The sequence below is a fragment of the Acinetobacter sp. TR11 genome (assembly GCF_027105035.1).
In the GTDB taxonomy this organism is placed as follows: Bacteria; Pseudomonadota; Gammaproteobacteria; order Pseudomonadales; family Moraxellaceae; genus Acinetobacter.
Genome location: NZ_CP114256.1, coordinates 2,941,297 through 2,955,520, shown reverse-complemented (window position 1 = coordinate 2,955,520; position 14,224 = coordinate 2,941,297). Strand labels below are relative to the sequence as shown.

6 protein-coding genes are annotated in these 14,224 nt (G+C 42.5%); 5 read left to right on the top strand and 1 reads right to left on the bottom strand.

Annotated elements, in window-relative coordinates; translation table 11 throughout:
- The first annotated feature begins 9 nt into the window (after nucleotides 1-9).
- The 3 genes from O1450_RS14330 to recD all read left to right on the top strand — a co-directional run bounded on the left by O1450_RS14330 (nucleotide 10) and on the right by recD (nucleotide 9,210).
- Nucleotides 10-3,648 carry an exodeoxyribonuclease V subunit gamma gene (locus tag O1450_RS14330; protein ID WP_269228965.1) on the top strand — a complete coding sequence of 1,213 codons (3,639 nt, stop codon included), beginning with the start codon at nucleotides 10-12 and terminating at the stop codon, nucleotides 3,646-3,648.
- Nucleotides 3,649-3,651: 3 nt separating this feature from the next.
- Nucleotides 3,652-7,365, top strand: a complete 3,714-nt coding sequence (locus tag O1450_RS14325; protein WP_269228964.1) for a UvrD-helicase domain-containing protein — start codon at nucleotides 3,652-3,654, stop codon at nucleotides 7,363-7,365.
- Nucleotides 7,366-7,464: 99 nt separating this feature from the next.
- Nucleotides 7,465-9,210 carry an exodeoxyribonuclease V subunit alpha gene (recD, locus tag O1450_RS14320; RefSeq protein ID WP_269228963.1) on the top strand — a complete coding sequence of 582 codons (1,746 nt, stop codon included), beginning with the start codon at nucleotides 7,465-7,467 and terminating at the stop codon, nucleotides 9,208-9,210.
- Between the two features lie 704 nt (nucleotides 9,211-9,914).
- Here the strand turns inward: recD and O1450_RS14315 are convergent.
- On the bottom strand, nucleotides 9,915-11,213 hold the full coding sequence (locus O1450_RS14315) for a serine hydrolase domain-containing protein (protein WP_269228962.1): 1,299 nt from the start codon (nucleotides 11,211-11,213) through the stop codon (nucleotides 9,915-9,917).
- A gap of 239 nt (nucleotides 11,214-11,452) precedes the next feature.
- Here O1450_RS14315 and rpsO point away from each other — a divergent pair, with 239 nt between their 5' ends.
- Nucleotides 11,453-11,722 (top strand): 30S ribosomal protein S15, encoded by a 270-nt coding sequence (gene rpsO, locus O1450_RS14310; protein ID WP_004637724.1) that lies wholly within the window; start codon nucleotides 11,453-11,455, stop codon nucleotides 11,720-11,722.
- 257 nt (nucleotides 11,723-11,979) lie between these two features.
- Complete coding sequence (pnp, locus tag O1450_RS14305; protein WP_171062387.1) at nucleotides 11,980-14,070, top strand: polyribonucleotide nucleotidyltransferase; 2,091 nt, start codon at nucleotides 11,980-11,982, stop codon at nucleotides 14,068-14,070.
- Nucleotides 14,071-14,224: the final 154 nt, after the last annotated feature.

Below are 14,224 nucleotides of genomic sequence, written 5' to 3'. Positions count from 1 at the left end.
TATTCGTAGATGGGTATTCATGTTATTCAAAGTCAACGCCTTGAAGTGTTATTACAAGGTGTGATGGCATCAATCACCCAACCGAGTTCTTCTCCATTTCAGGTATTTAAAACTCAGCATTTTATTGTCCCTAGCCCCGCACAAGAACAATGGTTGACGCAGAAAATTGCCGAACAACAAGGCATGACCGCCAACTATCAATTTCATCAACGCATTCGTGGTTTTCAGTGGTATGCATACCAGCAAGTATTAGAAAATAAAGAACAAGTGCGTAAAGCCAATATTCCTCGCTTGATTTTAAAATGGCGCATTCATCAAGCTTTACAGCCTTTTATTCAACCCGAACAGAATAGCCTTGCACAAGAACACCCTTTATATTCGATTGTGCAACGGATTTATGATAGTGCTGATCAATTGCAGCAAGGTACTGAAAAACAACTTAAAAAACAAAGTATGTTGTATTGGGTGGCGGAGCAGGTTTCACAACTGTTTAATAACTACATGATTTATCGTGGTCATTGTCAACGCGGCTGCCAAAGCAATTGTACCTGTGTGGGGAATTGGCTATCGACTTGGGGACAGAATAAAGCCTTAAATATCGAACAATTGATTGCGCCCACGGATCAACAAACTTCAGCCTTTAGCTTGCAGCAAACTGAACAGTTGGAAGCTTGGCAGCGTTGGTTGTGGCAAAACTACTTTCATGATGACTTTGTTGAAATACAAAGCATTGATGCTGATTTTTGGCAGCTTCTAGAGAATCAGCAGACACGTCAGAAAGCGTTGACACAACTGCCAAGTCAGGTGATTGTATTTACGATTTTAGATTTACCGCCGAGCCAACTGCAATTTTTACGTCGTTTGGGGCAATATCTGGATGTGGTAATTTTGCACTATAACCCATCACAAGAATATTGGGCTGACAGTGTCGATCCACTCTGGAAGAAGCGTTATGACTTGGGTGTAAAAGAGCGCTATATTGCCAAACATCCCAACGCCAGCGATGCAGACATTGCTGCTTTCTTTGACAGTTTCAGTTTGGGCTTTAATGCCTTAAATCGTGAGTCTCGACATCCATTGCTGACCCGTTTGGGCAAGCAGGCACGTGACCACTTTTCGCTGTTGTCACAACTGGCAACTGGAGATGAAGGTAAGTGGGTTGATGCCTTTGTAGAGCAGTTTCCAGAAAGTTTACTAGGTAAAATTCAATCCGATATCTTCTATTTGGCAGAGCCACAGTCGCAGCAATATGAGCTTGCGGCAGAAGATGAATCCATTCAAATCCATGTTTGCCACTCCAGCATACGACAACTCGAAGTCTTAAAAGAGCAGTTGGTGCATTGGCTATCTCAGGCGGATGCTCAGCCACGTCGTCCAAATGACGTATTGATCTTGGCTCCGAACTTAGCTGAACTAGAGCCTTTGATCCGTAGTGTGTTCCCAGCAGTTGCCAATGAACATGAGATATTTTTACCTGTTAAAATTGCTGGCGTTGCGCAATTAGATGCCTTAAACGCATGGCGTGCTGTACTCGGACGTTTGCAACTGACACAAGGGCGATTTAATCAAGATGATTTTGCGGATTGGCTCAATCTTTCCGCGACGCAACAACGTTATGGCTTGGATTATACACAGGTACAACGGATTCTGAGTTTACTCGATGATGCTGGCTTTAAGCGTGGTTTAGACGAACAACACTTAAAGCAAAGTTTGAGTGACGATGATCAAGACTATCGTTATAGTTTTAAATTTGCTTTGGACCGTTTGGCTTTAGGAATTGCTGTGCCTGCCCATGTAATGGTGCAGGATATGCTTAGTTATGCCTTGGTGCAGCCAAGTGATTTTGAACTGATAGGTATTCTGATTCAGATCTATCAAGATTTAGCAGCGCGACGAGATTGGCTGGTGGCACATGAGCAAGGACAGCGTTTGCCTGTTGAGGTATGGTTGCAACGGATCAAACAGGATGTACAAGAGTTTGAACAAGCCGATGTGGTGGCATTAAAAGCAATCCGTGAAATTATTCAGAAGCAGGAGCGGATGCTGACTCTGGCCAGCTATTATGACGATGCAGAAATGCAGTTGCGCCAAATTACCTTACCTTTGCCTTATATTATTGAAGAAATTCAGCGCACATTGGAAAGTCAGTCTGCGCAAGTTGAACCGACAGGACAAATTACCTTTAGTCAGATTGGACAAATTCGCCCGATTCCTTATCGTTTGATCGTGATGTTGAACTTGGATACAGGCAAATTTCCAAATCGGGACAGCCATATTCCGTTTGACTTGATGGATGCACTACGTCAGCAATTAGGTGATCGCTCTCGTTTGGAAGATGATCAGGGAGCATTTTTAGATGCAGTCCTGCTGGCGCAAGAACAAGTTTGGTTGTTTTATAATGGCTTTGATCTTAATGATGGTGAAGTCAGAGAACCATCCAGTGTGTTGCAGGGCTTCCGCGAGCATTTGGCTTTGATTGTAAAACCGACCAGCAGTGAAGATAGGCCTCCTTTATCTGAAGTGGATTTAGCTGGATTGGATGCATTACAAATCCCGCCACAGCTTTATCCACTGTATCATTTACATCGTCTACAACCGTTCGATCCACTCGGCTTTGTTTCGGATCGTCCTGTGCGCTTTCAAGACCAATGGTTTAAGGTGGCCTCACAGATTCAGCAGATGAAAGGTGAGCGGCAGGCGTGGGCCAATATCACCTATCCCGTTGAACAAAATGAAATGATTATTTTGGAGAGTCAGCAATGGATTCAGGATATTAGTTTCCCTGCACGGTTGTATTTAAAGACCTTAGGTGTGGAAAATTTAACTGCACAAGCATCGCTTGATCAAGCTGAACCGTTATTACTCGATGGTCTCGGTAAATATGCCATTCGGCATTTTTTACAGCAGCAGGATGAGTCGATATCACCGAGTATTTTGCAAGATCAGTTGCCCGTTGGCAAAGTTCAGCACAGTGCTTGGCAGCAAAGTCGCTTAGAGCAGCAACGCTTGTCGGAACGCTTGCAGCAGTATGCCCCAGCGCCGACTGAAACCACGCAACGGGTTTGGCGGGTCTCGAAACAATTACAAATCGCCTGTGTGACCCCGAAGCAACTGAGCCAAGATTGGGTCAGTTTGGATGCTTCCAGTGCACGTGCCAAGCGCTTTGCCAAAGTCTGGCTGGAATACTTGCTTTGGTTGGTGGTATTGAATAGTGAGACTGTCACAACGAAGCGCCGAATTGTGGTGTTTAGCGATCAGACGGTGATTTGTGAAGGGTTGAACTCTCAGCAAGCCCAAGTTTATCTGCAGGCATGGTTACAGCTTTGGCAAGCTTCACAGCAGCAGCCTGTGGTCTTGCCTGCGGCCTTAGTGTTAAAGCCTTTGGAAAAAGGCAAACAATATGAGTGGATTGAGCAGGATTCAACTCAGGTGTTAACTGAAGACAGTCAAAAGCAAGTATTGAAAGACTGGAATGATACGGGTGATTTCTCGGGTTTTGATATGACCCAGAATGAAGCTTGTAAATTGCACCGTGATTGGCAATTCATTTTGCAGGAACAAGATGCAACCGCTTTATTGCAATATGCCTGTGATCATTATTCTTATGATTTGTATCAACCGATTTTTGAATTTTTACGGGTGGAGTAAGACATGAACTCAAAGTACCCAGTGTCTTATCAGCCGATTAGTGATATTCAATTTGAAGGGCTGCATTTAATCGAAGCCTCAGCAGGGACGGGGAAAACCTATACACTTTCTAGTTTGATGGTGCGGATTTTCTTAGAAAAATATCTACCCAATCAGGTGATTGCCACCACCTTTACCCGTGCTGCAGCCGCAGAACTCAAAACGCGTATCCGTTTGCGTTTGGTCGAAATCCTTGAGTTTTTAGAACCTTTTCGTGATGTATTGGAACAAGATATTCAGGCACAGGCATTACAAGAATCTGATCCCTTAAAACAACAGGTCTTGCAAAACTTTGCACCACGAATTGCCTATGCCTGTGAACGGCTAAAATTGGTCATCGATCAATTGGATGAATTATTTGTTGGAACCTTGGATAGTTTTAGCCAAAAGCTATTGCGAGAGTTTGCCTTTGAAAGTGGCAAAATTGAACGCGCAGAAATCACAGAGGATGCTAAAAGTTATACCCGTCAATTGATTCATGATGTGTTGCGGGAATGGATTCAGACCCAACCCCAGCAAGTGATCAATGCGATGTATAGCGTGGGTGGACTGAAGAGTGTCGATCATTTTGTCGGGATGGTGGAAAGCTCGCTGAATTTTAGTTCGGCACAATTTAAACTGCCTGTCATGCCTGAAATTGAGTTGGATCAGTTGCAGCAGTGGCAACAGCAAGCGCAGCAGATTGACCTGAGCAGCTTGGCTGAATACTTTCAGTTAGAGGGCGCCTATTATGCACATATCAATGGTGCTTCTTTCCGTAACAATGCCTTTCATAAACTGTTTACAGAATCCTTGCCACCATTATTAACTGCACTCAACAGTCCTGAGAATATACAGATCTTTGATGCCTATTTTGCCGATGCACGTGATGCGGTATTTAAGTTTTTAGACAAACTCGAAGCACAAAAAATTTTTAAGAAATGTCCTGCGGAAATTGCCGAAGGCTTCTATCAACATCCATGCGTGTTGCAACTGCAAAAGCTGTTTCAAGCTGTACAGCAGACTCAGCAAGAATTTGAGCAGTTACAGGTCTATTTAAAAGCTTATTTGTGTGTTGAAGTCAAAAAACGTTTGCCGCAAATGTTGCAGCAAAAAGGGGAGACTACCTTTGCTCAGCAAATCAAGACTTTGTCTGAAGCTTTAAAAGGTGAGCAAGGACAATCTTTTGCGGTATTTGTACAGTCACGCTATCCATTGATTCTGGTGGATGAGTTTCAGGATACCAACCAAGACCAAGATGATATGTTGGCCAGTATCTGGCGCCATCCGCAGCGTTACCAAAAAGGCTGCATGATTATGGTGGGCGACCGTAAGCAGGCGATTTATGGTTTCCGTGGCGGAGATATGTTGACCTTCCTGAATGCCTATCAGGATATTATGGCCAAACAGGGGCGTGAGTATAAGTTGGTACATAACCACCGTTCGGTGAAAGAGCTGGTTGAAGTGGTGGATGTGCTATTTCAGCGCCAGATCGATTTTGGTGAGCAGGTCAGCTATGACCCGATTCAATCGGGTTCACGTCCGCACCCTGCCTTGATTGAAAATGCCCAACCCAATCCAATGCCTTTACGCTGGTTGCATTTGCAAGAGGGCAATGAACAGGCCACACAAGTGGCGTGGCAGATTCAGCACTTACTCAATCAATCGTATTTAAAGCAATTGTACTTAGAAGGTGATGTCCCGACTGCGATTGATGAAGATGATATTGCTATTCTTTCGCGTAGCCATCGCCAACTGGATGAAGTGCAATATGTATTGGAACGTATGGGAATTCGGGTCAACCGACCGTCGAAACGTAGTGTGTTTGATTCCCCCATTGCACAGGATGTGGGGGCCTTATTGACGGCGTTGCTTCATCCTTATGACGAAGCCAAGCTCAAACGGGCTTTGCTCAGCCGTTTATTTGGCTTTGATCTGGCTCGACTGTTGGCCTTAGAACAAAGTGCAGCAGGCTTGAGTGATTATATTCAGCAGTTTGATGACATACGCGAAATGTGGCTGAATCAGGGCTTTTTATCGGCATGGCAGCGTTGCCTAAATCAGTTTGGTCTTTGGCAGCAACTGGTGGCTACACAAAGTAAAGACAATGAACGTGCCGTGGTGAACCTACGCCACCTCACAGATCTCTTGAGTCAGCACAGTGAACATGTACAAGGGATGCAAAACCTGTATCACTGGTATTTAAAACAATTAAATTCACCAAGTGATCGCGATTGGGAGCTTGAGCACAAGCTGTCCAGTGAGGCGGGTGTGCAACTGATGACCATTCATCAGTCCAAAGGCTTAGAGTTTAAAATCGTCTTTTTACTGGGGGCGAATAAGGCCTTTACTGAAGTACAGAAAACACTGAATTTTTCTACCACTGAAATCCAGTTGCCTGAGACAGGCCAAATACGGACGCAACGGGTGGTAGCCGTGGCGGATAAAAATTTTTTACAGCAAACTGAGCTGGATCAACATCAGCAACGCGCTTTAGCGGAACAAAATCGTTTGTGGTATGTTGCACTAACACGTGCCAGTCACCGTGTTTATGCTGTGTTTGAACCGGAAAAAGGCGATAAGAATAAGTTTTCAGGTTTGGCTTTTTGGAAGAATCAGGGCGATAACTTTCAACATCCCTATAGTGCCGATGCTGCGCTGATCTTAGCGCGACCACAAGCCTTACAGATGCAACAAACTCAACAACAGCGCGTACTGTTGGCCCAAGCATTGCCGACACAACGTTTTTATGCACGCGGAAAAACCAGTTTTAGCTATTTGGCACAACATTTAAAGCACAAAGCGACTCGGGCTGATCGCTTGGCTAATATCGATACCGATTTTGAGCAAGCAGAAGATGAGTTGAATCTTGCAGAATTGGAAAATAAAACCACGTCCCAGCCGATTGCCTGGATTAAACAGTATTTCCCGAAAGGGACTTTGGCGGGCAATTTCTTACATGAGATTTTTGAGCAGATTGATTTTCAGCAACCCCACATGTGGGTGGAAGAAATTCGCCGTCGTTTTAAAAATACCTATCAAAGTTTATGGTCAGAGCTACTATTTCAATATCAACAGCATTTCCCTGAACAAGAAAATGCTGAGCAGCAACTCTATCAATGGATTGCTGATTGGCTTAGTGAAGTATTACACACGCCACTGAATCAGGGTTTTCAGTTAAAGCAATTAGTTGCAGGACAATATCTGTCGGAATGTCCATTTTATTTGGCGTTATCTGATCGAGTGCTGGCGATGCAGCGTGTACAGCAGCTATTTGAGGAATATGGCATCGAAATGCCTGAGTTACTTGAAGCTAAATCTGCCCGTTATTTAAATGGTTCAATCGATTTAGTCTACTTCGATGGACAGCGTTACCATATTGCCGATTATAAGAGTAATTATTTGGGGGCAGCGCAACTGGATTATCAGCCTGCTCAGATTGCAGAAAGTATGTCGCTGTCGAGCTATTGGTTACAAGCCGCTTTATATTTAGTGGCATTGCATCGTTATCTGTCAGTCAAATTGCAGGATTATGATATGCAACTGCATTTGGGTGGCGCATCTTATTTGTATTTGCGCGGCATGAATGGGCAGACGCAGCAGGGTTATTTTTACTGGAAACCTGAGGATGAGTTTATTTTACGCTTAGATGCGATTCTTGGATATTTCGCTGAGGATAAAGTAGGAAAAATAGTGTAGATAAAATAGATGATTTTAGATTAAACAAAAACTTATCATGTGGATAAGAGTGTTTATAACCTTGTGGACAATCGTGTGGGTAAGTTTGAGGATAACTCTGTGGACAAGCTAATCAGTGGTCAGTCAGAACAAATGACTTGGTTGAATATGTGGAGTAACTACCTCACACAAGCACCCTTTTCTCACTCTGCTCAAGCAGTTAACGCTGCGCATATTTTACAGCAATTGGTTGAAGCCAGCTTGCAAGGTGACAGTTGTATCGAAGTCGATACGACACAGCTTGAAGCATTGGGTGATTTGGCTGTTTCTAGCGAAATCGCAACCACACAGGTTGCCCCATGTGTCTATGATCAGCAGGGCTTGGCATTATACCGATATTGGTACTTAGAGCAACGCCTTGCACAGCAGATTTGTCGATTAAAGCGACAAACGATTCAGGTTGTTGATACCGAACATTATCAAGACTTACTCAGTGATGAACACCAGCAGGCTGCACTGAAAATGGTGTTGCAACAAGGTCTGAGCATTATTACCGGCGGGCCAGGGACAGGTAAAACCTATACTTTGGCACGTATTATTGCAGCCCTCAACCAGACCATACTTGATATTCGTATTGCCATGGCAGCACCGACAGGCAAAGCCGCACAGCGTATGCAGGAAGCATTACAAAACTCTTTTAATGATCCAAAATTATTGCAATCAGGGCTCATCACCGATGAGTTGCGTAATCAAACCACACAGACCTTGCACCGTTTACTGGGCATGGGCAATCGACAAATACCACGCTTTCATCTCAAACAACCTCTGCCATATGACGTGATTGTGGTGGATGAAGCCTCCATGCTGGATTTGAATTTGGCAACCCTGTTATTCGAGGCAGTTCCAGATCAATGCCGAGTTATTTTGCTCGGTGATGCCAATCAGTTGGCTTCGGTTGATGTCGGCTCGGTTTTGGCTGATTTACAGCAAGTACAGGGATTGGCTGAAAACCGAGTCCAGCTACAGACTAGCCGCCGTTTCTCTGGTGAAGCCAAGATTGGGCAATTCGCACGATTTATTCAGGCCCAGCAAGATCTAAGCGATCCCGATTTAGTCTTATCAAAACTAGAGATGGACATTGTTCCTGCTGCACCTTTGCAAACAATTTCCTTGAGTAAGGATATGCCAGACCTGATTCAGCTGGAATATTTACCCGAGCAACAGCAGGTTGATGTTGAGCCTTATCAGCAGAAGCTAATGGCAGGATTTCACGGCTATATCGAGGCTTTAAAACATTATATACAGGCAGATGAGTCTGCTGAGCAAATCCAGCATGTGGTTCAAGCCTTTGATGATTATCGAATCTTAACGGCAGTTCGACATGGGTCATTGGGGATTGAGCAACTGAATCGTTATGCGGGGCATTGGCTCAATCAGCAACTCAAACAAATCGCTGTTGGAGACTGGTATATCGGACGTCCTGTCATGATGACCTATAATGACTATCAGCTTGGAATTTCTAATGGTGATATCGGCATCTGTTTTAAGCATCGCACCCAGTCACAACAATTCGAAGTCTTTTTCCCGAGCTTAAATAAATGGATTGCAGCGCACCGACTCCCACGCAGTATGCAAACCGCTTTTGCTTTAACCATTCATAAATCACAAGGTTCGGAATTTACCCATACTGCGATTGTTTTAGATGCACATGCCGAGAAACTATTGAGTCAGGAATTGATTTATACCGCAGTGACACGTGCTAAAAAAGTAGTGAGTATTCTGTCTGATCGGAAGGCATTACAACAGTCATTGATTACTAGAACCGTTCGTCGTAGTGGTTTAGTGCAAAAGATCAATTTAGGGTGATTATGAACTTATTCTTTAAAATTCACTGTTTTGTAAGTAAAAGCTTACACGAATTCGAGATATTGTCGCTAGAGTGAAATAACTGTTTTTGAGATCATGTACACACAAAGAGCCTAGCAAGGAAAGCTAGGTAAATCGCACAAATATAATAATAAAGTCAATGAGACAGCGAACTTACAGTGAGGTAAGTGATAAAAGAGGAAACTTACAGCCGCTAAGCCTTGTAGTTTTGGGAGAGACTACAGGGCTTTTTTATTTTTAATCTTACTAACATCATGATAGTTATTGTATTTATTTTAATCAAAATGATTTTAATGAAGAATATCTACCTCTGACTGTGTGAAGTAAACATTAATTTTTCTATAAAAGCTTTTAACCAAAAGTTTAAATTAAAAATATGATTGTTTGACAATTTTCCTGTATTATTAAGTTAAATGTTATACAGACCTGTACGTTTTTGCTTACATAGAGATAAGAAAAATGCTATTTTTCTCCACAATTAGTTCTGACAGAATAGTCCGTATAAAGAAGATACACACTCAAAGCAAAAACATAAAAAGTGATGTGTAAAATACGTTCAGAGGGTCTGAAAGTAGCTTAATAAGAAACATAAAGAATAATAATAGAAAACTGAAAAGAACCTTGAATAACGCGCAAAAGCCCAAGTCTGACTTGGGCTCTTTTTTTTGCTGCGATCAAATGAATTAGACGATGTCTGCTTCGTGTCGATCTGTTGCAAATAATGAACGACGTTGATTCTTTGGAATCTTAGGGCAGTTTGTTGAGATTTGATATAATGTTTTGGCAAGAGCAGGGAGGTGTGTCCCAACGACAGATTTTCCTGTGGTAAGCAACGATACACTAACATCACGCTCTGGATCTGCCCAACATAAAATATTAGAAAAACCAATGTGCCCAAAAGCCTGACCAGTCATTGGACCAAATAAACCGACTGGATTACTACCAAGCATTGGACCTAACGCATAACGCATTGGGGCGAGTAGAGTACGGTCTAGGCTTGTTCCTGATGTTGGTAGGGTTGAGCGAAATACAGTTTTTGCGCTCATGATTTCTTTACCCTGATATTCACCACCGCTGAGTAACATTTCAAAAAAGCGACCAACTTGTTCAGCACTGGTATAAATGTTTCCAGCAGGACAAATAGTATCCATGAAACGAGTATCATTGGTGACATCCACTGCAAGTTGTAAACCACCACCGAGTACATGATTAAGATAATGGTCTGTACCTAAGCTTGGGTGAATTCCTGTGGCATAGTTTAGTGCAACATTGTCTCGATATTCTGGTTTCAAACCATAGTTGAAATAATCTAGCCCCATTGGTTTTTCAATATTTTCAGCCAAAAACTCACGTACGCTTTGTCCAGTTACACGCTGAACGATTTCACCTAGGATATAACCAGCGGTAACAGCGTGATAAGCAAGATGTGTCCCTGATGGCGAAACAGGTTTAGCTGCGCAAAGTACTTTTAAGATTTCTTCTTGGTTAAATAAAAGTTCTGGTGTGACTTCTGTATCAATACGTGGAATCCCGCCACGGTGAGAAAGCAAATGGAAAATAGTCGCACGACGTTTACCATTGACCCCATATTCAGGAATATAGTAGCTAATCGGATCGAGCAGATTTAAATCACCGCGCTCATCCAACATATGGATCAGCATTGCTGTAACCATTTTTGATGCAGAGAATAAACATACAGGCGTATCAGGCGTACCAATTTTTGCATCCGCGGCTAAGCCATCTGGGGAGTTACCCTGTGCATAACCAATACTGCGGTTCAGTAAGATTTGTCCTTGACGTCGCAAACATAATGTAACGAGTGGATAGTTTCCTGTTTTATACAGGCATTCAACGCTATTCCAGATCTTTTGAATCTGTTTTTCAGTCATTCCACCCAATTCAGCTGCAACTTCATCTTTTGAGCGAATCACTTGATTTAAGTCATTTGGTACATAACAAGTATTGGTTGATAAAATTTTCACGATTCCCTCGCAATATTTTCGTTTTCTTTCGTCTCTGTCATAAATTGAAAACAGATATACGATAGTGTGCCTATTTTGTTCAATGCTGTCAGCTGCCGAAATGCCAGCAAAGTTAAAACATTTTTGCAATATGGTGATAGATCACTTAAAATAGGTGACTTGCTGTAGTGATGCACGGCAGTCAGTTGCTTGCAACTGATCATTATCATTTTATTTTTTAAGCATCTCGGAGAAATCGAATGGCTTTAACTAACGCAGATCGCGCAGAGATCATTGCTAAATTTGCTCGTGCAGAAAACGACACTGGTTCACCTGAAGTACAAGTTGCTTTATTGACTGCTCAAATCAATGATTTGCAAGGTCACTTTAAAGAACACAAACATGACCACCACAGCCGTCGTGGTTTGATTCGTATGGTTAACCAACGTCGTAAATTACTTGACTATTTAAATGGTAAAGATCACGGTCGTTATGTTGCTTTGATCGGCGCATTAGGTTTACGTCGTTAATTCGATTTTACTTTGTTTTCGCTATTTCGCATGTTGCAATGCTTTATCGCTGAAAAGAGAGTTTCACCTGATTTGGTTTAGGTGATTTTAGAAGGGGCGCTTGTTCGCTCCTTCTTTGTGTTTAACTTTTATGTAAAAATTTTGATCTAGTGCGATGGCTTCTAAGCTTTGTCATTTATCTACACATGAGTTGTAGTCTGAATGCCAAACCTTAGGGGTCTCACTAGAATAAAACTAGGAAAATATAATACATGTCAATGTTTAATATCGTTCGTAAAGAATTCCAATTTGGTCAGCACCAAGTTGTTTTAGAAACGGGTCGTGTTGCACGTCAAGCAAATACCGTTTTAATCACCATGGGTGGTGTAACTGTGCTTGTTGCGGTTGTTGCACAGCCAAAAGCAAAAGCGGGTCAAGACTTTTTCCCGTTAACTGTTAACTATCAAGAAAAACAATATGCGGCGGGTCGTATCCCTGGTGGTTATGGCAAGCGCGAAGGTCGTGCGTCTGAAGCTGAAACTTTAATTTCTCGTTTGATTGACCGTCCGATTCGTCCATTGTTCCCAGAAGGTTATTTCAACGAAATCCAAGTCACAGCAACAGTTGTTTCTTCTGACAAAACAATGGATGCTGATATTGCTGCGATGTTAGGTACATCTGCTGCATTGTCGATTGCGGGCACACCTTTCCGTGGTCCAATTGGTGGTGCACGTGTTGGTTTGATCAATGGTGAATATGTTCTTAACCCAACGTTAGAACAACTTGCACAATCTGATCTTGATCTTGTCGTTGCAGGTACAGAATCAGCAGTGTTAATGGTTGAATCTGAAGCGAAAGAACTTTCAGAAGACCAAATGTTAGGCGCAGTACTTTTCGGTCATGACGAAATGCAAATTGCTGTACAAGCAATCAAAGAATTTGCTGCTGCAGTTGGCGCGAAAGAATCTGAGTGGGTTGCTCCAACGCACAATGAAGAATTACGTGCTAAATTAAAAGAAGCATTTGAAGCAAAAATTTCAGAAGCGTATACGATTGCGGTAAAACAAGAACGTTATGCAGCTTTAGATGCACTTTATGCAGAAGCAAAAGCGCAATTCGTTCCTGAAGAAGATGTTGATGGCATCGCTGATGAAGTTGATTTCTTATTCGAAGATCTTAAATACCGTACCGTACGTGACAACATCTTGTCTGGTAAGCCACGTATTGATGGTCGTGACACCAAAACAGTTCGTGGTATCGACGTTCAAGTGGGTGTATTAGGTCGTGCTCATGGTTCAGCATTGTTTACACGTGGTGAAACACAAGCACTTGTAACTGCAACTTTAGGTAACACACGTGATGCATTGATGGTTGATACCTTAGCGGGTACGAAAACTGACAACTTCATGTTGCATTATAACTTCCCTGCTTACTCAGTAGGTGAAACGGGTCGTGAATCAGGTCCTAAGCGTCGCGAAATTGGTCACGGTCGTTTAGCACGTCGTGGTGTACAAGCGGTTCTTCCACCTGTTGATCGTTTCCCTTACGTACTTCGTATCGTATCTGATATTACTGAATCAAATGGTTCATCTTCTATGGCGTCTGTTTGTGGTGCATCTCTTGCACTTATGGATGCAGGTGTTCCGCTTAAAGCACCAGTTGCAGGTATTGCAATGGGCTTAGTAAAAGAAGGTGAGCGTTTTGCAGTTCTTTCAGACATCTTAGGTGACGAAGACCACCTTGGTGACATGGACTTTAAAGTAGCAGGTTCTGCAAATGGTATTACTGCGCTTCAAATGGACATCAAGATCGAAGGGATTACTGAAGAGATCATGGAAGTTGCATTAAACCAAGCTTTTGCTGGTCGTATGCATATCCTGAATGAAATGAATAAAGTCATTTCACGTGCGCGTGCAGAAATCAGTGCGAATGCGCCGACTTTCGAAGTGATTAACATCAATCCAGATAAGATTCGTGATGTGATTGGTAAAGGTGGTGCTACCATTCGTGCCATTACAGAAGAGACCAAAGCTGCGATTGATATCGAAGACAATGGTACAGTTCGTGTATTTGGTGAAACTAAAGCTGCTGCTCGTGCTGCGATTGCAAAAATCCAAGCACTGACTGCTGAAGTTGAGCCAGGTAAAATCTACGACGGTAAAGTGATTCGTATCGTTGAATTTGGTGCGTTCGTAAATATCATGCCTGGTACGGATGGTTTACTTCACATTTCACAAATCTCAAATGAGCGTATTGCGAATGTGACCGACGTGTTAAAAGAAGGTCAGGAACTAAAAGTACAAGTTGCTGATGTCGATAATCGTGGTCGTATTAAGTTGACAATGAAAGATATTGAGCAAGCTCAATAATAGCAATACTTTTGCTTAAAAAAAGCGCATTGTTTTTACAATGCGCTTTTTTATTAACTAGATGAAAACTATAAATATAAATTGGCGAAACAATAAACATAAAATTATTTTATATTAGACATTAGTCGAGTGCTTAAATTGTGAGGATTACAAT